The organism is Arthrobacter sp. TJ-240 (assembly GCF_058269195.1).
This window is the reverse complement of record NZ_JBZCNG010000002.1, coordinates 170,139-189,407: the sequence shown is the minus strand read 5'-3', so window position 1 is coordinate 189,407 and position 19,269 is coordinate 170,139. Positions and strand designations below refer to the sequence as shown.

Below are 19,269 nucleotides of genomic sequence, written 5' to 3'. Positions count from 1 at the left end.
TCATTGCTGCTGCTCCGACTGCTTGTCCTGCCAGTTGGTCTCGATCGGCCAGACGCTGGTGCGCTCGCGGACCGTCACGACAGGGCGCTCCGGGGGCGCTGCGCCCTCCACCGGCGCGCGGACCTCCCCGTCGACCACCCACGTGTCCTTGGACCCCCCGCCCTGGCTGGAGTTCACGATCAGGGAACCCTCCTTCATGGCGACGCGGGTGAGGCCGCCGGGCAGCACCCAGACGTCCTCGCCGTCGTTCACGGCGAAGGGGCGCAGGTCCACGTGGCGGGGGCTGAACTGCCCGCCGGACATCGTGGGCACGGTGGAGAGTTGCAGGACGGGCTGCGCGATCCAGCCGCGCGGGTCCTCGAGGATCTTCGCGCGGAGCGTCTCGAGCTCGGCCCTCGTGGCGTCCGGGCCGATGACGAGACCCTTCCCGCCGGAGCCGTCGACGGGCTTGACGACCAGCTCGTCGAGGCGGTCGAGGACCTCCTCGCGGGCCGGGGCGTCCTCGAGCCGGTAGGTGTCCACGTTCGCGATGATCGGGTCCTCGCCCAGGTAGTACCGGATGAGGTCGGGCACGTAGGTGTACACGAGCTTGTCGTCGGCGACGCCGTTGCCGACGGCGTTCGCGATGGTCACCATGCCCGCGCGCGCCGCGTTGACGATCCCAGGGCACCCGAGCACCGAGTCCGCGCGGAACTGCAGCGGGTCGAGGAACTCGTCGTCGATGCGCTTGTAGATGACGTCGACGCGCTGCTCCCCCGCCGTCGTCCGCATGTAGACGCGGTTCCCGCGGACGATCAGGTCCCGGCCCTCGACGAGCTCCACGCCCATGAGACCGGCGAGCAGCGTGTGCTCGAAGTACGCGGAGTTGAACACGCCCGGCGTCAGCACGACGACGGTGGGGTCCTCGACACCGGGAGGTGCGGTCTTCCGGAGGGCGGCGAGCAGGCGGCGCGGGTACTCCTCGACGGGACGGATGCGCTGCTGGCCGAACGCCTCGGGCAGGCCCTTGGCCATGGCTCGGCGGTTCTCGAGCACGTAGCTGACGCCGCTGGGGACGCGGACGTTGTCCTCGAGCACGCGGAAGGTGCCCTGCTGGTCGCGGACCACGTCGATCCCGGAGATGTGGACGCGGACCCCGCCGGCGGGCGCGAAGCCGGCGACCTCGCGGTGGAAGTGTGCGCTGGAGGTGACCAGCCGGCGGGGGATGACGCCGTCGGACACGACCGCCATCCTGTCGTAGACATCGTCCAGGAACGCCTCGAGCGCCCTCACGCGCTGGGCGACACCGCGCTCGAGGACGTCCCAGTCGTCCCCGGCGATGACCCGCGGCACGATGTCGAGCGGGAAGGGCCGCTCCTCCCCGGCGAAGTCGAAGGTGACGCCGCGGTCCAGGAACGTGCGGGCCATCGAGTCGGCCCGCGCCGTGACGGCCGCGAGGTTGAGCTCGTCCAGCGCTGCGGCGACCTGGCCGTACTCGGTGCGCGGCAGCTGCCCGGCGCCGAACATCTCATCGAACGCGGGCGTCTTGCGGGCGGCGGCTGCATAGTCAGCGAAAAGCTCGGACATGGGACAACAGTGCCATGGATCACCCCTCGGTACACACGCGCACACACCGGTACACGCGCAGTTAATCCGCCGGAAACATCGCGTCCCGGCTGCGTGATTGAATGGCCGGATGGAGAACGAGAATCTGCGCCGCGACGAGGCGGCCGCCCGGTCCGCACTGCTGCGGACCGAGAGCTACGCCGTCGAACTGGACCTCTCCGCGGCGCGCGACCCGGAGGCCGCCACCTATCGCACGGTGACCACCGTGGTCTTCTCCTGCCGGCAGCCGGGCAGCTCCACGTTCCTCGATTTCATCGGGGACGTCACGGCGCTGGAACTCAACGGGCAGGCGCTGGACCCTGCGGCGGCCGACGGCGCCCGGGTGGCGCTGCACGACCTCGCCGCACGCAACACGGTGAGGGTGGAGGGGCTGGCCCGCTACAGTTCGAGCGGTGAGGGGCTCCACCGGTTCGTGGATCCCGCGGACGGCGAGACCTACCTCTACACGCAGTTCGAGCCCGCCGATGCCCGCCGTGTCTTCGCGTGCTTCGAGCAGCCCGACCTCAAGGCGTCCTTCTCCTTCAGCGTCCTCGCACCCGCCGACTGGACGGTCGCCTCGAACGGCACTGAAGAAGCGGTCGAGGCCGTGGAGGCCGCCGCGGCCACGGACGCCAGGGATGCCACGGGCGCCACTGACGGGGCCGCCGGCATCGCGCGGTGGACGTTCGCGCCGACCGAGCGCATCTCGACCTACATCACCACGGTGCTCGCCGGCCCGTACCACCGGGAGACGGACGTGTGGACCGGGGCGCCCGGGACGTCGGCGGAGGGGCTCGTCGTCCCGCTCGCCCTCTACTGCCGCCGGTCCCTGGCGCCGTCGTTCGACGCCCCGGAGATCTTCGACACCACCCGGCGCGGCCTCGGCTTCTTCCACGACCTCTTCGACTACCCCTACCCGTTCGGCAAGTACGACCAGGCGTTCGTGCCCGAGTACAACCTCGGGGCCATGGAGAACCCGGGACTCGTGACGTTCACGGAGAACTACGTGTTCCAGTCCGCCGCCACCGAGGCACAGCGCGAGGCACGCGCGAACACGATCATGCACGAGATGGCGCACATGTGGTTCGGGGACCTCGTGACGATGTCCTGGTGGGACGACCTGTGGCTCAAGGAGTCCTTCGCCGACTACATGGGTGCCCTCGCGGTGGCCGAGGCCACGCGGTGGGAGACCTCGTGGGTGAGCTTCGCGAACCGCCGGAAGACCTGGGCGTACGTGCAGGACCAACTCCCGACGACGCACCCGATCGTCGCCGACATCCCGGACCTCGAGGCGGCGAAGCAGAACTTCGACGGCATCACCTACGCCAAGGGCGCCTCGGTACTGAAGCAGCTGGTGGCCTTCGTGGGCAGGGACGCCTTCACCTCCGCCGCGCGGCAGTACTTCCGGAGGCACGAGTACGGGAACACGACGCTCGCCGATCTCCTCGACGTCCTCGTGGACGCGACGGGCCAGGACCTCGCGGGCTGGTCCCGCGCCTGGCTGGAGACCTCGGGTGTCCCCTCGCTGCGCCCTGAGGTGACCGCGGAGGACGGTGTCCTCCGCGGGGTGACCATCGTGCAGGACGCCGTCGACCCGGTGACCGGGCGGGACGAGCCCCGGCCGCACCGGATCCGGCTGGGCCTGTACTCGTTCGACGACGACGGCTGGCTGGTCCGCTCGGCGACCGAGGCCGTGACCGTCGAGGGCGGCCGCACGCCGGTGCCGGGGCTCGCCGGTGCCGCGCAGCCCGACCTGCTGCTGGTCAACGACGACGACCTGACCTACGCGAAGGTCTCCTTCGACGACCGGTCCCTCGCGACCCTCCTGGCGTCGATCCACCGCCTGCGCGACCCCCTCGCCCGCGCTACCTGCCTCACCGCCCTGTGGTCCTCGACCCGGGACGCGGGCATGCCGGCAGCGTCCTACCTCGACGCCGTGATGCTCGCGGCCCCGGCGGAGACCGGCGTCGGCGTGCTGCAGGTCCTGCTGGCCAACGCGCGGACCGCGGTGGAGCGCTTCGCCCCCGCGGAGGGACGGGCCGGGCTCCGCGACCGCCTGAGCGACTTCCTCGCCGCCGGCCTCCGGGCCGCGGAGGCCGGGTCCGACCTGCAGCTCGCGTGGGCCCGTGCCCTCGCGGACTCCGCCCGGACCGCTCCGCGCGCGGCCGACGTCTCACGGTCCATCCTCGACGGCGACGAGGTGATCGGCGGCCTGCGCCTCGACGCCGAGCTGCGCTGGTTCCTGCTCCAGGGCCTCGCCGCGCAGCAGCGGGTACGCCCCGGGGAGCTGGAGGCGCAGCGCAGCGAGGACCCGACGGCGTCGGGGCGCGTGGGCTTCACCCTGGCCTCGGCCGCCGTCCCCGACGCCGCCATCAAGCAGGCCACCTGGGCGGAGGCCGTCCGGGGCGAGCGGCTGTCCAACGAACTGCTCGGCGCCGCGATCGAGGGCTTCATGATCGGTCCGCGTGATCTCCTGGGGCGGTACGAGGAGCCCTACTTCGAGGCCGTGCGCGGGGTCTGGGCCACGCGCGGCATCGAGATGGCCAGCAGGATCGTCCGCGGGCTGTATCCGGGGCACCAGGACCTCGACGGCGCACCCGACCGGCACCCCGTCGTCGTGCGGACGGACGCATGGCTCGCCGAGCACGCCGACGCACCCGCGGCGCTGCGCCGCATCATCGTCGAGGAACGCGACCACCTGGTGCGGTCGCTGAGGGCCCAGGCTCAGGGCACCCGGTAGAGCCACTCGTCGGTGCCGAACTTGGTCTCCACGAGCTCCCCGGCCCGGCGGAGCTCGTCCTCGGACAGGGTGGTGTCCACGGCACCGTAGCGCCGGCGGAAGGTGGACATCAGGACGTCGATGATCTCCTCGCGGGTCCGCCCGGTCTGGCGGCGCAGCGGATCCACGCGCTTCTTCGCACTCCGCGTCCCCTTGTCCGACATCTTCTCCTTGCCGATGCGCAGTACCTCGAGCATCTTGTCCGCGTCGATGTCGTAGCTCATGGTCACGTGGTGCAGCATGCCGCCGTTGGCGAGCCGCTTCTGCGCGGCACCGCCGATCTTCCCGAGCTCGGTGGCGATGTCGTTGAGGGGCTGGTACCAGGCCGAGATGCCGAGCTCCTGCAGGGCCTCCATCACCCACGCGTCGAGGAAGGGGTAGGAGTCGGCGAAGCTCATGCCGTCCACGAGGGACTGGGGCACGTAGAGGGAGTAGGTGATGGCGTTGCCGTGCTCCATGAACATCGCTCCCCCGCCGCTGATCCGCCGGACCACCGTGACGCCGTGACGGGCAGCGCCGTCGGGATCCACCTCGTTTCGCATGGACTGGAAGCTGCCGATCACCACGGAGGGCGACTGCCATTCCCAGAACCGCAGGACGGGGTTGCGGGCGCCCGTGCCGACGTCGTGCGTGAGGACCTCGTCCATGGCGACGTGCATCGCCGTGGACAGCGGGGTGGGCGGGATGATCTCCCACACGTGGTCGGCGAAGCCGGTGGCCCGGCCCAGCGCGCGACGGACGGCGGTGGTGATCGCCTCGGGCGAGAACCCGAACAGGACGGCGGACGGGTCCAGGCGCGCCGTGACGGCTGCGGCGAGTTCCCCGGGGGCCGTGTCGGCGGGCAGCCCCTCGAGGGCCGCGTTGATGTCTAGGAGGGCCTCGTCGGGTTCGAGGAAGAAGTCGCCGTTGACGGAGACGTCGGCGAGGCGCCCGTCGCGGACCGAGAGATCCACGGCCGTGAGCTTGCCGCCGGGCGTCTTGAACTCACCGTGCAGGCGGGACGTGCCGCGTTCCTGGGTCATTGCCGGACCTCTCCGTGCCGCCCGCCGCCGGGTGCATCGGTGTCGTGATGGGTGATGTCTTGCCGGGTGTCGTACCGAATGTCGTCAGGGGCTGCCTTAAGCGGGAAAAGCCACGCCGGGTGGGCGTGGCTTTTCCTCGAGAACAGGCTCGTGCCCCGTGCGGAGCTGGACTACTTCTTGGCGCCGAAGCCCTTGAAGCGGGCGTTGAAGCGCTCGACGCGACCGGCGGAGTCCATGATGCGCTGCTTGCCCGTGTAGAACGGGTGGGACTCCGAGGAGATCTCGACCTCGATGAGGGGGTAGGTGTTGCCGTCTTCCCACTCGATGGTCTTGGCGGAGCCGACCGTGGACTTGGTCAGGAACGCCTTGTCGGAGGCCAGGTCGCGGAACACGACGGACTGGTACTTGGGGTGGATATCAGACTTCACGGGACTACCTTCTCTGGTTGCCTGGATTTTGCCAGGCACGGGGGATGGAAAGGTTGGCGTCAGCGCCAGCTACCAATACTAGCCCAGGAGCCGCACCGCCGCTAAACCGCGGCGGTGCCCCTCGTTCCTGCCGTGCTGTCGTACCGGCACTCCCAGAAGGCGACGGCGGCAGCCGCCGCGACGTTCAGGGAGTCCACGCCCCCGTGCATCGGGATGGTCAGGGCGACGTCGGCCTCGGCGAGGGCCGCGTCCGTGAGGCCGTCCCCCTCGGTGCCGAGCAGCAGGGCGAGCCGCTCGTGGTCCCGGGCGGGGAACGCGCCGAGCGCCACCGCGCCGGGCGTTAGGGCGAGGGCCGCGAGCGTGAACCCCGCGGCGCGGACGGCGGCGAGGTCCTCCGGCCAGGAGCGGAGCCGAGCCCACGGAACCTGGAAGACACTGCCCATGCTGACGCGCACGGCGCGACGGTAGAGCGGATCGGCGCTGCGCGGGCTGATCAGCACGGCATCGATCCCGAGCGCGGCGGCGGACCGGAACACGGCGCCGAGATTGGTGTGGTCCACCATGTCCTCGATGACCGCGACGCGCCGGGCGGACGCCAGGATCTCCTCCAGCGACAGCGGTGCGGGACGCTGCATCGCGGCCAGGGCGCCGCGGTGGAGGTGGAACCCCGTGATGGCCTCGAGCACCGCCTCCGGCGCGACGAAGGCGGGCACCGACGGGAACCGCCCGAGGACGTCCTCGAGGTCCGGCAGCCATTTCGGCGCCAGGAGGAAGGAGCGTGGTGTGTGGCCGGCGTCGACGGCGCGGCGCAGTACCTTGGAACTCTCCGCGATGTACAGGCCCTCGGCGGGCTCGCGTGCCAGGCGCAGCTGCACGTCGGTCAGGTTCCGGTAGTCGGCGATCCGCGGATCCTCGGCCGCGTGGAGCTCGACGAGCGGCATCAGCGGCCGGCCTGGTCCGCCGCGCGGGCGCAGGTGACCGTGCTCACGCCCGGGCGACGGCGCTGTAGCGGCCGTTCTCCTCGGTGACTTTCAGGGCGACGTCGAAGGCGGTCCCCAGGTTCTCCTCGGTCAGCACCTCGCCGATCGGTCCGGCGGAGACGACGGCGCCGTCGCGGAGCAGCAGCGCGTGCGTGAATCCGGGCGGGACCTCCTCGAGGTGGTGCGTGACGAGCACCATCGCGGGCGCGTCCTCGTCGCGGGCGAACTCGGTGAGCCGCTTCACCAGATCCTCGCGGCCGGCGAGGTCGAGGCCCGCGGCGGGTTCGTCGAGGAGCAGCAGCTCCGGGTCGGCCATGAGGGCCCGGGCGATCTGCACGCGCTTGCGCTCCCCCTCGCTGAGGGAGCCGAAGCGGCGGTTCAGGAAGCGGGACACGCCCCAGGCGTCGAGCAGGCGGAAGGCCCGGCGCTCGTCGAGGCGCTCGTACTGTTCGCGCCAGCGCCCGGTCACGCCGTAGGAGGCGGTGACGACGACGTCGAGGACGGTCTCGTGGTCCGGCACCTGGGATGCGAGGGCTGCGGAGGCGAGGCCGATCCGCGGCCGCAGCTCGAAGACGTCGACGGCGCCCATGACCTCGTCGAGGATCCCGACGACGCCGCGCGTGGGATGCAGGCGCGCTCCGGCGAGCTGGAGCAGCGTGGTCTTGCCCGCTCCGTTGGGGCCCATGACCACCCAGCGCTCGCCCTCCCGTACCTGCCAGTCGATGTCATCGAGCAGGGTCTTGCCGCCCCTGACGAGGCTCACTCCCGCCAGTTCCAGAACGTTGCACATGGTCCTAGACACTAGGCTAAGGAACGGCCCCGTGGCGAAACCGTGGGGCCTTGCGGGCGGTGGCCGCCTTGCCCCGGCCGTCCCCACCCCGGCGGCGGCCGCGCGGGTACGGGACGACGACGCCGATCACGGAGCGGACACAGCGCGGACACGGCGCGGACAGGAGTGGCACATGCCGGACCAGGCCAGGGTGGTCGCCTACTCGCGGCACCTCGACGACGGGCACCGCGACGACCTGGCGGCGGCCCTAGGCGGGCTCGGGGCCGATTTGCGGGATGCGTCCGCGGCGGAGGCGGCGACCTATGACGTCCTGACCCTCGACGTCGATCTCCCCTTCGGGGCGTCCTCCCCGGTGCGCGTAGGTCTCGCCCGCTGGAGCGCGGCGACCGGAATCGGCGCGGCCCTCGTCCCGGCTGCGGTGTACGCACCCGGCCCGAAGCTGCTGATCATGGACGTCGACTCCACGCTCATCAGGCAGGAGGTCATCGAACTGCTCGCCGCGCACGCCGGGCGCGAGGCCGAGGTGGCAGCCGTGACGGAGGCCGCGATGCGCGGCGACCTCGATTTCGCCCAGTCCCTGCACCACCGCGTCCGCGCCCTCGCGGGCCTGCCCGCATCGGTGATCGACGACGTCGTCGCGCGGATCGAACTCAGCGACGGCGCGGAGCAGCTCGTCTCGGCGTACCTGGACGCGGGCCACCGGGTGGGCGTCGTCTCGGGCGGCTTCTCCCAGGTCCTGGCGCCTCTCGCCGCCCGCCTCCGCCTCTCCTTCGCGCGGGCGAACGACCTGGAGATCGATGGCGGTGTGCTCACCGGCCGCGTGGCCGGCGCCGTCGTCGACCGCCGCGAGAAGGAACGCGTCCTCCGCGCCGAGGCCGGGAGCGCCGGTGTGCCGCTGGTGGCGACGATCGCCGTGGGCGACGGCGCGAACGACCTCGACATGCTCGCGGCGGCGGGACTCGGTGTGGCGTTCAGGGCGAAACCCGCCGTGAGGGCCGCGTCCGACGCCGCGCTGGACCTGCCCGACCTCGACGTGGTGCGCTACTTCTCCGGCCTCTGAGCATCGTCCAGGTGGCGCACACGGCGCCGCTGCCCTGGCGAACCCCTCCACCGGGCCCGCAGGCGCCGTCGTCGCCCGACGGCGCCGGCGGTTCAGCCCTTGGCCAGGAAGTCCTGGGCGCCGCCCACGTACTCGGTGTGTCCGGTGGGGACATCGGCGGTCGCCATGCGGACGATCTCGGCGGCGAACTCGGCGACCGAGTAGAGGCGCCCGGCCTCCTGGCGGCGGGCCTCGAGGGCGCCCGGGGTCGCGCGGTCGAGCAGGGTCGCTGTGACGGTGCCCTCGATCATGTCGCCGGAGACGACGACGAGCGTGATGCCCTTCTCGTCGAGCTGCGGGATGAGGGCACGCAGCGCGTCCTCACCGGCCCGCTTGCTGCGGGCCACCGGCTCGTAGGCGTCCATCGTCTCCACCTTCTCGATGAAGTGCGCCTGGTGGCTCGTGATGAAGACCACGCGGGAACCCGCGGGCATGACCTCGACGGCGGCCGTGAGCATGGCGACCTGCGCGTCGCGGTTGAGGCGGAGGGCGTAGTCCTCCCCCATCGACGTCTCCATGCCGCCCGAGGCGTTGAGCACCAGCAGGTCGAGCCCGCCGAAGGTCGTGACCGCGGCGTCGACCAGCGCCGCCGGCCCCTCGGGCGTGGTCAGGTCCGCGCCGACGGCGACGGCCCTGCCGCCGGACGCCTCGATGCCGGCCACCACCTTGTTCGCGCGCGGCGCCTTCTGCCGGTAGTTCACGACGACTGCCGTGCCCTGCCCGGCGAGCAGCTGCGCGACGTCGGCGCCGATGCCGCGGGACGATCCGGTGACGATCGCTGTGGTTCCCTCGAGGGTGGCCATGGTGCTCCTTCTGCTCAGAATCAGGACTGGTGCTGGTACTGGTACTGGTGTCGGTACTGGTGCCGGATCGGGCGGGGCGTCAGTGGCCCATGCCGAGGCCGCCGTCGACGGGGATGACCGCGCCGGAGATGTACGCGGCGGCGTCGCCGGCAAGCCAGGAAACGACGCCGGCCACCTCGTCCGGCGACGCGAAGCGGCCGGCCGGGATGGTGGCGAGGTAGCTCTTGCGGGTCTCTTCCGGGAGCTCCGCCGTCATGTCGGTGTCGATGAAGCCGGGGGCGACCACGTTCGCGGTGATCCCCCGCGAGCCCAGCTCCCGCGTGAGGGAGCGCGCGATGCCGACGAGGCCGGCCTTCGAGGCGGAGTAGTTGATCTGGCCCGGGGCGCCGTACAGCCCCGTGACGCTGGAGATCAGGATCACACGGCCGCGGCGGAGTCGGATCATGCCTCGGGACGCGCGTCTGACCACCCGGAACGCCCCGGTGAGGTTGGTGTCGATGACGTCGGTGAAGTCGCTCTCGGTCATGCGCAGGAGCAGGACGTCCCGCGTGATGCCGGCGTTGGCGACGAGGACCTCCACCGGGCCGTGCTCCGCCTCCACCTGCGTGAAGGCCGCGTCGATCTGCTCCTCGCTCGTCACGTCGGCCCTGACGCCGAGCATCCCCTCGGGCACTTCGCCACTTCGATACGTGATGGCAACCTTGTCGCCGTTGGCTACGAATACCTTTGCGATAGCAAGGCCGATGCCCCGGTTGCCGCCCGTGATCAGGACGCTCCGACCGGTCGCCGTCGGTGTGCTGTCTGCACCAGGTGCCAAGGGGAAACTCCTCTGTCTGTGGGCCGGGACCGGCCCACGCCATTCCCGTCAAACTATCGAAGACGATCCTAGCGGCGCATCCCTCGACTTCGGGAACGGGACCCGGAGTGAGACAATTGAGGGAGTCTTTTTGGAGTGTGATGAGCAACAAATCGAAGCACAACACAGACGTCCACAGCATCTCCGACGCTCGTGTCGGTCACAGCGACGAGATGCGCACGCGCATGATCAGGTACACGGTGTCGATGAGCATCCGTCTCGTCTGCTTCGTCCTGGTCTTCGTGGTCCCCTACGTGTGGCTGCAGTGGGTCATGATCGCCGGAGCGGTGTTCCTGCCGTACTTCGCCGTGATCGTGGCCAATGGCGGCAGTGACACGAGCAACATCCGGCACAGCGACGCGCTGATCGACCGCGCCCCCGTCCGCGAGATCGAGGCGAAGGTCCTCGCCTCCGACCCGGACGACGGCGAGACCGTCCTGAGCGGCGAGATCATCGACGACGCGCCGAACCCGGCGCAGCACGGCTCCCACGCCGCCGGCCGCGGCACGCCCGATGCGTGACGCATCGCCGCTTCCGGGACCCGCATCGACGGCCGGTCTCGCGCTGTTCGCCGCACCCCGGCGGACGGCCGGCGAAGCCCCGGTGTGCTCACGCAAGGGCTGCCGGAACGATGCCGAGTGGCAGCTGCTCTGGAACAACCCGCGCATCCACACGCCCGAGCGCCGGAAGGCGTGGGCGTCGTGCCCGGACCACGTGGCATGGTTCGAGGAGTACCTGCGGGACCGCGGCCTCTGGAAGCAGACCCTCCCCCTGACCGCAGATCGACCGATGGAGACCCGATAGGTGTACCGCTTCCTCTTCTCCGCGCGCTGGCTCGGCTGGCTCGCCGTGGTGGCCGTGATCGCTGCGGGCTGCGTGGGCCTCGGCCGCTGGCAGCTCGACCGGCGCGAAGAGGTCGTGCAGAACATCCAGCGGATCGAGGCGAACTACGACGCCGCCCCCGAGCGCTACGTGCCCGGGACGAACGGTTTCGACAGCTACGACCCGAGCCGTGAGTGGACGCCCGTCACGTTCACCGGGACCTACGACGTCGGGAACCAGGTGGTGGTCCGCAACCGCCCGCTGAACGGGCAGCCGGGCTACGAGGTCCTGACACCACTGCGGCTCGACGACGGCACGGCGGTCATCATCGACCGCGGCTGGCTGCCCATCGGCAACGCCGAGGCGGGACGCCCGGACACCATCCCCGCCCCGCCTCCCGGCCGGGTCGAGGTCACGGCCAGGACGAAGCCGGGCGAGCCCGCCGTCAACCGCGGCGCCCCCGAGGGCCAGGTGGCCTCCATCGACCTGCCCGCCCTCGCCGGGAGGCTCGACTACCCGGTGCAGGACGCGGCGTACGGCCTCCTCGCCCTGGAGCGGCCGGCGGCAGCCGAGACGCCCGTCGCGGCGCCCAAACCCTCGATCGACGAGGGCGCGCACCTCTCCTACTCCATGCAGTGGTTCGCGTTCGGTGTGCTGGCGTTCGTGGGGCTCGGGTATGCCGCGCGCATGCAGCGCAGGAGCGATGCGGAGCGGGACGGCACGGCTCCCGACCGGCCTGTCCGCCCGCGCCGTCGACCCTCCTCCGAGGAGGAGGAGGACGCCATCCTCGACTCGCAGGGCATCCGCTGACCGCACGTAACCCTCACGGGGCGCCTCCCGGCCAGCCCAACGCATGGCGGTGCGCGGCGGGCAGCGACGCGACCACCAGGTCGTAGGAGTCCTCGATCAGGTCGCGCACGGTCCCGTCCGGAAGATCCCCGTCGAGGCGTACCCCGTTCCAGTGCCTCTTGTTCAGGTGCCAGGCACCCGTGACCTCGGGGTGGGCGGCGCGCAGCTGCTGGGCCAGCGCCGGCTCGCATTTGAGCGAGACCGACGGCGGGTCGGCGTCCACCGGGACGAGGGCGAAGATCTTGCCCGGAATGCCGGAGCCCTTCCACCGGTCCGCCCGAACCCGGAACACCGCGATGTCCGGGCCGAAGGGGTAGTCCTCGTAGGCGCCGCGGAAGGACAGGCACGAGGTCCGCAGCCAGTCGAAGTCCACGTCATCACCCTAGCGGCAGCCGGCCGGCCACGAGCAGCCTCGGGGATGGCGGCCGCTCCGTCCCGTCGAGGCTAGGCCAGGGTGACGAGCTCCAGGTAGTCCTGGTTCCAGAGGTCCTCGACGCCGTCGGGAAGCAGGACCACGCGCTCCGGGTCGAGGGCGTCGACCGCGCCCTCGTCGTGGCTGACCATCACCACGGCCCCGCTGTAGTTCTTGAGCGCCCCGAGGATCTCGGCGCGGCTGGCGGGGTCGAGGTTGTTCGTCGGCTCGTCGAGCAGCAGCACGTTCGCCGAGGAGGCGACGATCGTGGCGAGGGCGAGCCGGGTCTTCTCGCCGCCGGAGAGCACCCCGGCCGGCTTGTCGACGTCGTCGCCGGAGAACAGGAACGACCCGAGGATGCCGCGCACCTCGGCGTCCTGCATGTCCGGCGCCGAGGACTTCATGTTCTCGAGGACGGTCCGCTCGGTGTCGAGCGTCTCGTGCTCCTGCGCGTAGTAGCCGACCTTCAGGCCGTGGCCGGCGATGACCTGCCCCGTGTCGGGCTTGTCCACCCCGGCGAGCATGCGCAGCAGGGTCGTCTTCCCCGCGCCGTTGAGCCCGAGGATCACCACCTTCGAGCCACGGTCGATCGCCAGGTCCACGTCGGTGAAGATCTCGAGCGAACCGTAGGACTTGCTGAGGCCCTCGGCCGTCATGGGGGTCTTGCCGCACGGCGACGGTTCCGGGAAGCGCAGGGCCGCGACACGGTCCGACGCGCGCACGGCGTCGAGCCCGCCCAGCAGCCGCTCGGCACGCTTGGCCATGTTCTGGGCGGCGACGGCCTTGGACGCCTTCGCCCGCATCCTGTTCGCCTGGTCCATGAGGACCTGGGCCTTCTTCTCCGCGTTGGCGCGCTCGCGCTTGCGGGCCCGCTCGTCCGTCTCGCGCTGGAGCTGGTAGCGCTTCCAGCCCATGTTGTAGATGTCGATCGTCCCGCGGTTGGCGTCGAGCTGGAACACCTTGTTCACGGTGGCCTCGAGGAGTTCGACGTCGTGGCTGATGACGATCAGCCCGCCCTGGTGGTTCTTGAGGAAGTCGCGGAGCCACGCGATGGAGTCCGCGTCGAGGTGGTTCGTGGGCTCGTCGAGGAGCATCGTCTCGGCCCCGGAGAACAGGATGCGGGCCAGCTCGACGCGTCGCCGCTGGCCGCCGGAGAGAGTCTTGAGCGGCTGGTTGAGGATGCGCTCGGGCAGCGAGAGGTTCGAGGAGATGGACGCGGCCTCGGCCTCCGCCGCGTAGCCGCCGCCGGCGAGGAAGGCCGCCTCGATGCGGTCGTAGCGCGCCATCGCCTTGTTGCGCACGGACGTCTTCTCGCTCGCCATGTCCTCCTGCGCCTGGCGCAGTTCACCGACGACGGCATCGAGGTTGCGGGCCGAGAGGATGCGGTCCCGGGCGAGCTGTTCCATGTTCGGCGTCCGGGGGTCCTGGGGCAGGTACCCGATCTCCCCCGAGCGGGTCACCGTGCCGCCGGCGGGCAGCGACTCGCCCGCCAGCACCTTCGTGAGCGTCGTCTTGCCGGCGCCGTTGCGCCCCACGAGCCCGATCTTGTCGCCCCTGTCCACACGGAAGGAGACCTCGTCCATGAGCAGGCGGGCTCCGGCCCGGAGCTCCAGGTTCGATACGCTAATCACGGGTGGGCCTTTCGATGGTGCCGGAGACGGCGTTTGTTGTAGGAATCCCACAAGGGAGTCCCGGATGACCGGCGCTAGTCTCGGTACAGAAGCAGGTGCGGCTGGAGGGAACCGACATATCACCGGAGTGGCCGGTGCGACTCCGGCCCGCTGAAGGAGGATGTCCCATGCAGCCAGCCGGAACAGCCGATGCAGGACCGGCCCGCAGCCGCCGGCCGTCGTCCCGCCGGAGGTGGGATACCACCGATCTCTCGCTGGTCGCGGTCTTCGCCGCCCTCATCGCCGCCCTGGCAATCCTACCCGGAATACCGGTGGGCCCGCTCGGGGTGCCCATCACACTCCAGACCCTCGGCGTGATGCTCGCCGGCGTGGTGCTCGGGCCGGGCCGCGGCACGGCCGCCGTCCTGCTCTACCTCGTCGCGGGGCTGATCGGCCTGCCGGTGTTCAGCGGCTTCAGCGGAGGCTTCGGCGTCCTCGCCGGGCCGTCGGCCGGGTACCTCCTGGCGTTCCCGCTGGCCGCCCTCGTCGCCGGGTCGCTGGCCGTCCTCGTCCTGCGCAGGGCCGAGCGCTTCCGCACGGTCCTGTTGTTCCTCGCCTGCCTCGCTGCGAGCCTGACGACTGTCCATCCGCTCGGCATCGCGGGACTCGTCGTGAACGCGGGGCTGCCCCTGCGGGACGCGATCGTCGTCGACGCCGCCTACCTCCCCGGGGATGTCCTGAAGAACCTCCTGGCGGCGGTGCTCGCCGTGTCCGTCCACCGGGCGTTCCCGCGCCTGCTCGGCGGGCGGCGCGCGGACGCGTGATCGAGTTCCGGGGCGCGAGCGTCCGCGCCGACGGCGGAAGGACGCTCCTCCACCCGCTCAGCCTGACCCTGACCGAGCACCGGATCTCGGTGATCGGGGCCAACGGGTCCGGCAAGTCGACACTCCTCCGCCTCGTCAACGGCCTCCTCGTGCCCTCCGGGGGGTCCGTCGCCGTCCTCGGCCGGGACACCCGGTCCGAGGGGCACGCCGTCCGGCGCAGCGTCGGCTTCGTGTTCACCGATCCGCTCTCGCAGCTCGTTCTGCCCACGGGGCGCGAGGACGTGGAGCTGTCCCTGCGATCCCGGAAGCTGCCGGCGGCGGAGCGCCGGCGGCAGGGTGAGGCCGTCCTGCGCCGCTTCGGCGTGGAGCACCTGGCCGACCGCAGCATCTACGACCTCTCGGGCGGGGAACGGCAGATCCTCGCCCTCGCCGTGGTCCTGGCCGTGGAGCCGCGCATCCTCGTGGCCGACGAGCCCACCACCCTGCTGGACCTCCGGAACGACGCCCGCGTACGGTCGCTCATCGCGGGCCTCGACCAGCAGGTGGTGTTCACCACGCACAACCTCGACTTCGCCCTGGAGAGCGACAGGACGCTCGTGGTCGACGACGGCCGGATCGTCTTCGACGGGCCGCCGGCCGATGCGGTGGCCCGCTACCGCGCGGTCGCTGCAGCATCCGCGCCGGCGTCGGGAGCGGACGCGACGTGAGGGGCTTCGGCAGCACGCTCGGGCTGTACCGGCCCGGCTCGGGCTTCCTGTACCGGGTGCCACTGTGGCCGAAGGCGGTCGTGTCCCTCGCGTGCGCCGTCGTCGTGATCGCGTGGCGCTCACCCGCGACGAGCGCCGTCGCCCTCGTGCTCGCGCTCGGGGCCCTGACCGTCGGCGCGCGCCGCTCCCCCGCACGCGTCCTCCGGATGCTCCTGCCGGCGCTCCCCGTGCTGGGGATCCTCGCGGTGTACCAGGGCGTGACCCAGGGCTGGCCGCAGGCGGTGGCCGTGGTGGGCGGTATCGCGGCGTGCCTGCTCGCGGCGCGGGCCGTGACCCTCACGACGCCCCTGCAGGACCTGCTCGACGGCGTGGCGCGCCTCGCGGAGCCTTTCCGCGCGGTGGGTGCCGACCCGGAGCGGTTCGCTCTCGCGCTGTCCATCATGCTGCGCAGCACCCCGTACCTCGCGGGTCTGTTCGTCGACGTCCGCGACGCGGCGCGCGCGCGGGGACTGGAGCGCAATCCGCGCGTCGCGGTGACGCCGCTGGTGGTCGGCGCCGTGGCGTACGCGCACCGTACGGGCGAGGCCCTCGCGGCGCGGGGTCTGGGCGACGACGGGCACGACGACGGGCAGGACCACGGGCATGACCACGGGCAGGACGCGGGGGGCGGGAGCCGGCCCTGACCGCCCGCCGGGAGTCAGCTCTCCCGGGATGACCGAAGGGCGGCCCCGGCGCATGCCGGAACCGCCCTTCGACCGTTGGTGCTGCTATTGGTGCTGGTGCTTAGATGTTGAAGCCGAGGGCCCGCATCTGGTCGCGGCCGTCCTCGGTGATCCGCTCGGGACCCCACGGCGGCATCCACACCCAGTTGAGCCGCCACTCGTCGACGACGCCGTCCAGCGCCTGGCCCACCTGCTCCTCGAGCACGTCGGTCAACGGGCAGGCGGCGGTGGTGAGGGTCATGTCGATCAGGAGGGCGCCGTCCTCCGCGTAGTTCAGGCCGTACAGGAGACCGAGGTCGACAATGTTCACGCCGAGCTCCGGGTCGATCACGTCCCGCAGCGCTTCCTCGATGTCATCCAGCGCGGTCGGCGCCTGCTGCACATCACTCATGCGACTCTTCCTTTCAGGCGATGGTCAAGCCATCTTCAAACTGTCGGCGCGCGTCCACGCCGGAGAACGTGGTCCTAGGCCTCGACCGCGGACTGCGCCGTGAAACGATCGTAGCCCTCTTCCTCGAGACGGTCCGCGAGTTCCGGTCCGCCCTCCTCGGCGATGCGCCCGGCGACGAAGACGTGCACGAAGTCCGGCTTGATGTAGCGCAGGATCCGCGTGTAGTGGGTGATGAGCAGCGTGCCCATCCCACCCTTGGAGTGCTCGCGGTTGACTCCCTCGGAGACGACCTTGAGGGCGTCGACGTCGAGGCCGGAGTCGGTCTCGTCGAGGATGGCGAACCTGGGGCGGAAGAGCTCGAGCTGGAGGATCTCCACCCGCTTCTTCTCGCCGCCCGAGAAGCCCTCGTTGACGTTGCGCTGGGCGAAATCCGCGTCGATGCGCAGCTGCGCCATGGCGGTCTTGACGTCCTTGGTCCAGTGGCGGAGGCTCGGGGCCTCGCCGTCGAGCGCGGTCTTCGCGGTGCGCAGGAAGTTGGTCATGGTCACGCCGGGGACCTCGACGGGGTACTGCATGGCGAGGAAGAGACCCGCGCGGGCCCGCTCGTCGACGCTCATGGACAGGACGTCCTCGCCGTCGAGCGTGATGGAACCGCTGTCCACCTTGTAGCGCGGGTGGCCGGCGATGGTCGACGCCAGGGTCGACTTGCCGGAGCCGTTCGGGCCCATGATGGCGTGGGTCTCGCCGGTGTTGATGGTCAGCGTGACGCCCCGGAGAATCGGGACGTTGCCCTGCTCGGTGTCGATGCTGACGTGCAGGTCCTTGATTTCAAGTGTGCTCATGGTGTTCTTTCTTCGTCGCCTGCTGGGCAGGGAGGGGGACGGGAGGGGGCGGCTGCTAGCCGAGCTGCGGGGCGGGTGCTCCGTTGGTGACCGTCGCGACGTCCACGTAGACGTCGCCGTCGTGGATCTCGAGGGCGAACACCGGGACGGGCTCGTAGGCCGGGAGCTGCAGCGGGGCGCCGCTGCGCAGGTCGAACTGGGAGCCGTGGCCCCAGCATTCGATGGCGCACCCCTCGACGTCGCCCTCGGAGAGGGAGATGTCCGCGTGGGAGCACGTGTCGCCCAGCGCGTGGATCTCGCCGTCGGAGTCGCGGACGACGACCACGGGGTAGTCGTCGATCAGGACGCGCAGCGCCTGCTTGACCTGGATGTCGTCGACACTGCAGATCAGCTCGCCACGGGGCGCGTCGGCCATCAGAGGTTACCTGCCGCGAGCTCGCGCTCCACTGACTCGGAGAGGCGCTCCTCGAGGGCGGGGACCTTGATCTGCTGGATGACCTCGGTGAGGAAGCCGCGGACCACGAGGCGGCGGGCGGCCTTCTCGGGGATGCCGCGGGCCATCAGGTAGAACAGGTGCTCGTCGTCGAAGCGGCCGGTGGCGCTGGCATGGCCGGCACCCTCGATGAGGCCCGTCTCGATCTCGAGGTTCGGCACGGAGTCCGAGCGCGCACCGTCCGTGAGGATCAGGTTGCGGTTCGTCTCGTAGGTGTCGGTGCCCTCGGCGGCCTTGCGGATCAGCACGTCGCCGACCCAGACGGTGTGCGCGTCGGCGCCCTGCAGCGCGCCCTTGTAGGTGACGCGCGACTTGCAGTTGGGGACGGCGTGGTCCACGAGGAGGCGCTGCTCGAGGTGCTGGCCGGCGTCGGCGAAGTACAGCCCGTACATCTCGACCTCGGCGCCGGTGGCGGTGAAGATCGACGACGGCGTGAGCCGCACGAGGTCACCGCCGAGGCTGACGACCACGTGCTTGTAGCGGGCGTCGCGGCCCACCTTGGCCTGCTGCGAGGACACGTGCACGGCGTCGTCGTCCCATTCCTGGACGCTGACGACGGTCAGCTCCGCGCCGTCGCCCACGATGATCTCGACGTTCTGGGCGAGCGTGACCGACCCGGAGTGGTCCAGGACGACGACGGCCTTGGAGAAGGCCTCGGCGTGGATGAGGATGTGCTGCGCCGCCGCGTCCGCGGCCGATCCGACGACACCGACCATGACCTCGCCGTCGGCCACCGTCTCCTTCGGGATGGTGATCACGGTCGCGTGGGAGAACGCGTTCCACGCTGCGGCGGAGACGCGGTCCTCGGGCGTCGCCGCGGAGCCGAGGCGGGCATCGGTACGCTCCACCGTCTCCACGGTGACGTTCCCGGCACCGGTGACCTCGACGGCGGGCGCGGGTCCGGTCAGGGCGTCGGTGTGCAGTCCGCGCAGGCGCTTGAGCGGCGTGAAGCGCCAGTCCTCCTCGAGCCCGGTGAGCGTCGGGAAGTCGGCGAGGTCGAAGGACCTGCGCCGCTCGCCCCGCGATGCCTCGGGCACCACGGGGGCGTTGCCGTGGCTGTGCTTCTTGAGGCCGAACTGCTCCGAGCCCTCGTTGCGGGCGGAGAGGCTCTCGCCCTCCTCCGTCAACCCGTCGATGGCGGCCGAGGCACCCGAGGGGGCGCCCAGGCGGGCCTTCTCGTCGAGGTCCCCGAGATCGGTGACCTCGCCCTCGGGGTCGGTGGTGGGTGAAATGTCCGTGTGGGTGGTCTCAGCCAT

At 71.1% G+C, this 19,269-nt stretch carries 21 protein-coding genes; 8 read left to right on the top strand and 13 right to left on the bottom strand.

What is annotated here, in order from left to right; translation table 11 throughout:
- Complete coding sequence (locus AC4D2C_RS05545; RefSeq protein WP_490913264.1) at positions 1 to 1,566, bottom strand: circularly permuted type 2 ATP-grasp protein; 1,566 nt, start codon at positions 1,564 to 1,566, stop codon at positions 1 to 3.
- 109 nt (positions 1,567 to 1,675) lie between these two features.
- Here AC4D2C_RS05545 and pepN point away from each other — a divergent pair, with 109 nt between their 5' ends.
- Complete coding sequence (pepN, locus tag AC4D2C_RS05540; RefSeq protein ID WP_490913262.1) at positions 1,676 to 4,324, top strand: aminopeptidase N; 2,649 nt, start codon at positions 1,676 to 1,678, stop codon at positions 4,322 to 4,324.
- Here pepN and lplAB read toward each other — a convergent pair.
- The 4 genes from lplAB to AC4D2C_RS05520 form a co-directional block, all read right to left on the bottom strand.
- Complete coding sequence (gene lplAB, locus AC4D2C_RS05535) at positions 4,309 to 5,385, bottom strand: lipoate-protein ligase LplAB (RefSeq protein ID WP_490913261.1); 1,077 nt, start codon at positions 5,383 to 5,385, stop codon at positions 4,309 to 4,311. The two genes, pepN and lplAB, sit on opposite strands and share 16 nt — an antisense overlap.
- Positions 5,386 to 5,555: 170 nt before the next feature.
- On the bottom strand, positions 5,556 to 5,813 hold the full coding sequence (locus AC4D2C_RS05530) for a type B 50S ribosomal protein L31 (RefSeq protein WP_104051131.1): 258 nt from the start codon (positions 5,811 to 5,813) through the stop codon (positions 5,556 to 5,558).
- A 101-nt stretch (positions 5,814 to 5,914) separates the two neighbouring features.
- On the bottom strand, positions 5,915 to 6,754 hold the full coding sequence (locus AC4D2C_RS05525; protein WP_490913259.1) for a TrmH family RNA methyltransferase: 840 nt from the start codon (positions 6,752 to 6,754) through the stop codon (positions 5,915 to 5,917).
- 43 nt (positions 6,755 to 6,797) lie between these two features.
- Positions 6,798 to 7,583 carry an ABC transporter ATP-binding protein gene (locus tag AC4D2C_RS05520; RefSeq protein WP_490906047.1) on the bottom strand — a complete coding sequence of 262 codons (786 nt, stop codon included), beginning with the start codon at positions 7,581 to 7,583 and terminating at the stop codon, positions 6,798 to 6,800.
- 172 nt (positions 7,584 to 7,755) lie between these two features.
- Between AC4D2C_RS05520 and serB the strand changes: the two genes are divergently transcribed.
- A complete protein-coding gene (serB, locus tag AC4D2C_RS05515; protein ID WP_490914010.1) occupies positions 7,756 to 8,643 on the top strand; it encodes a phosphoserine phosphatase SerB in 888 nt (295 codons plus the stop codon).
- A 92-nt stretch (positions 8,644 to 8,735) separates the two neighbouring features.
- Here the strand turns inward: serB and AC4D2C_RS05510 are convergent, their stop codons facing one another.
- Positions 8,736 to 9,485, bottom strand: coding sequence for an SDR family oxidoreductase (locus AC4D2C_RS05510; RefSeq protein ID WP_490913258.1), 750 nt, complete (start codon positions 9,483 to 9,485; stop codon positions 8,736 to 8,738).
- A 79-nt stretch (positions 9,486 to 9,564) separates the two neighbouring features.
- Positions 9,565 to 10,302, bottom strand: coding sequence for a 3-oxoacyl-ACP reductase FabG (gene fabG, locus AC4D2C_RS05505; RefSeq protein WP_490913256.1), 738 nt, complete (start codon positions 10,300 to 10,302; stop codon positions 9,565 to 9,567).
- A gap of 140 nt (positions 10,303 to 10,442) precedes the next feature.
- On the opposite strand from fabG, the gene AC4D2C_RS05500 reads away from it, so the two are divergent.
- Genes AC4D2C_RS05500 through AC4D2C_RS05490 form a run of 3 tightly spaced genes read left to right on the top strand, consistent with a single transcriptional unit; the run spans position 10,443 to position 11,973 of the window.
- The gene (locus AC4D2C_RS05500; protein WP_490913254.1) at positions 10,443 to 10,862 is read left to right on the top strand and encodes a DUF3099 domain-containing protein; all 420 of its coding nucleotides are present in this window, start codon (positions 10,443 to 10,445) and stop codon (positions 10,860 to 10,862) included.
- Positions 10,855 to 11,145 carry a hypothetical protein gene (locus AC4D2C_RS05495; RefSeq protein WP_490913252.1) on the top strand — a complete coding sequence of 97 codons (291 nt, stop codon included), beginning with the start codon at positions 10,855 to 10,857 and terminating at the stop codon, positions 11,143 to 11,145. The genes AC4D2C_RS05500 and AC4D2C_RS05495 overlap by 8 nt, the downstream gene beginning before the upstream one ends.
- Complete coding sequence (locus tag AC4D2C_RS05490) at positions 11,146 to 11,973, top strand: SURF1 family cytochrome oxidase biogenesis protein (RefSeq protein WP_490913251.1); 828 nt, start codon at positions 11,146 to 11,148, stop codon at positions 11,971 to 11,973.
- A 13-nt stretch (positions 11,974 to 11,986) separates the two neighbouring features.
- Here AC4D2C_RS05490 and AC4D2C_RS05485 read toward each other — a convergent pair whose 3' ends face one another.
- Together AC4D2C_RS05485 and AC4D2C_RS05480 are read right to left on the bottom strand one after the other, a co-directional pair.
- Positions 11,987 to 12,385 (bottom strand): MmcQ/YjbR family DNA-binding protein, encoded by a 399-nt coding sequence (locus AC4D2C_RS05485; RefSeq protein ID WP_490913250.1) that lies wholly within the window; start codon positions 12,383 to 12,385, stop codon positions 11,987 to 11,989.
- A gap of 71 nt (positions 12,386 to 12,456) precedes the next feature.
- Positions 12,457 to 14,055, bottom strand: a complete 1,599-nt coding sequence (locus AC4D2C_RS05480) for an ABC-F family ATP-binding cassette domain-containing protein (protein WP_490906054.1) — start codon at positions 14,053 to 14,055, stop codon at positions 12,457 to 12,459.
- 167 nt (positions 14,056 to 14,222) lie between these two features.
- On the opposite strand from AC4D2C_RS05480, the gene AC4D2C_RS05475 reads away from it, so the two are divergent.
- From AC4D2C_RS05475 to AC4D2C_RS05465, 3 genes are read left to right on the top strand one after another with little or no spacing between them, the layout of a single operon-like run.
- Positions 14,223 to 14,858: a biotin transporter BioY gene (locus AC4D2C_RS05475; RefSeq protein WP_490913248.1), complete on the top strand. Its 636-nt coding sequence runs from the start codon at positions 14,223 to 14,225 to the stop codon at positions 14,856 to 14,858.
- Positions 14,855 to 15,565: an energy-coupling factor ABC transporter ATP-binding protein gene (locus tag AC4D2C_RS05470; RefSeq protein ID WP_490913246.1), complete on the top strand. Its 711-nt coding sequence runs from the start codon at positions 14,855 to 14,857 to the stop codon at positions 15,563 to 15,565. The genes AC4D2C_RS05475 and AC4D2C_RS05470 overlap by 4 nt, the downstream gene beginning before the upstream one ends.
- Complete coding sequence (locus AC4D2C_RS05465; RefSeq protein WP_490913245.1) at positions 15,562 to 16,248, top strand: energy-coupling factor transporter transmembrane component T family protein; 687 nt, start codon at positions 15,562 to 15,564, stop codon at positions 16,246 to 16,248. The genes AC4D2C_RS05470 and AC4D2C_RS05465 overlap by 4 nt, the downstream gene beginning before the upstream one ends.
- A gap of 100 nt (positions 16,249 to 16,348) precedes the next feature.
- Here AC4D2C_RS05465 and AC4D2C_RS05460 read toward each other — a convergent pair whose 3' ends face one another.
- The 4 genes from AC4D2C_RS05460 to sufD all read right to left on the bottom strand — a co-directional run bounded on the left by AC4D2C_RS05460 (position 16,349) and on the right by sufD (position 19,269).
- A complete protein-coding gene (locus AC4D2C_RS05460) occupies positions 16,349 to 16,678 on the bottom strand; it encodes a metal-sulfur cluster assembly factor (protein WP_334209818.1) in 330 nt (109 codons plus the stop codon).
- Between the two features lie 74 nt (positions 16,679 to 16,752).
- Positions 16,753 to 17,520 carry a Fe-S cluster assembly ATPase SufC gene (gene sufC, locus AC4D2C_RS05455; protein WP_490913243.1) on the bottom strand — a complete coding sequence of 256 codons (768 nt, stop codon included), beginning with the start codon at positions 17,518 to 17,520 and terminating at the stop codon, positions 16,753 to 16,755.
- Positions 17,521 to 17,575: 55 nt separating this feature from the next.
- Positions 17,576 to 17,935, bottom strand: a complete 360-nt coding sequence (locus AC4D2C_RS05450) for a non-heme iron oxygenase ferredoxin subunit (RefSeq protein WP_334209816.1) — start codon at positions 17,933 to 17,935, stop codon at positions 17,576 to 17,578.
- Positions 17,935 to 19,269 (bottom strand): Fe-S cluster assembly protein SufD, encoded by a 1,335-nt coding sequence (gene sufD, locus AC4D2C_RS05445; protein WP_490913241.1) that lies wholly within the window; start codon positions 19,267 to 19,269, stop codon positions 17,935 to 17,937. Before sufD ends, AC4D2C_RS05450 begins: the two co-directional genes overlap by 1 nt.

What these genes read in the sequence shown, in the direction of transcription:
- AC4D2C_RS05545 (WP_490913264.1), bottom strand. Translation starts at nt 1,566, where the DNA reads ATGTCCGAGCTTTTCGCTGACTATGCAGCCGCCGCCCGCAAGACGCCC.
- pepN (WP_490913262.1), top strand. Translation starts at nt 1,676, where the DNA reads ATGGAGAACGAGAATCTGCGCCGCGACGAGGCGGCCGCCCGGTCCGCA.
- lplAB (WP_490913261.1), bottom strand. Translation starts at nt 5,385, where the DNA reads ATGACCCAGGAACGCGGCACGTCCCGCCTGCACGGTGAGTTCAAGACG.
- AC4D2C_RS05525 (WP_490913259.1), bottom strand. Translation starts at nt 6,754, where the DNA reads ATGCCGCTCGTCGAGCTCCACGCGGCCGAGGATCCGCGGATCGCCGAC.
- AC4D2C_RS05520 (WP_490906047.1), bottom strand. Translation starts at nt 7,583, where the DNA reads ATGTGCAACGTTCTGGAACTGGCGGGAGTGAGCCTCGTCAGGGGCGGC.
- serB (WP_490914010.1), top strand. Translation starts at nt 7,756, where the DNA reads ATGCCGGACCAGGCCAGGGTGGTCGCCTACTCGCGGCACCTCGACGAC.
- AC4D2C_RS05510 (WP_490913258.1), bottom strand. Translation starts at nt 9,485, where the DNA reads ATGGCCACCCTCGAGGGAACCACAGCGATCGTCACCGGATCGTCCCGC.
- AC4D2C_RS05500 (WP_490913254.1), top strand. Translation starts at nt 10,443, where the DNA reads ATGAGCAACAAATCGAAGCACAACACAGACGTCCACAGCATCTCCGAC.
- AC4D2C_RS05495 (WP_490913252.1), top strand. Translation starts at nt 10,855, where the DNA reads ATGCGTGACGCATCGCCGCTTCCGGGACCCGCATCGACGGCCGGTCTC.
- AC4D2C_RS05475 (WP_490913248.1), top strand. Translation starts at nt 14,223, where the DNA reads ATGCAGCCAGCCGGAACAGCCGATGCAGGACCGGCCCGCAGCCGCCGG.
- AC4D2C_RS05460 (WP_334209818.1), bottom strand. Translation starts at nt 16,678, where the DNA reads ATGAGTGATGTGCAGCAGGCGCCGACCGCGCTGGATGACATCGAGGAA.
- sufC (WP_490913243.1), bottom strand. Translation starts at nt 17,520, where the DNA reads ATGAGCACACTTGAAATCAAGGACCTGCACGTCAGCATCGACACCGAG.
- AC4D2C_RS05450 (WP_334209816.1), bottom strand. Translation starts at nt 17,935, where the DNA reads ATGGCCGACGCGCCCCGTGGCGAGCTGATCTGCAGTGTCGACGACATC.
- sufD (WP_490913241.1), bottom strand. Translation starts at nt 19,269, where the DNA reads ATGGCTGAGACCACCCACACGGACATTTCACCCACCACCGACCCCGAG.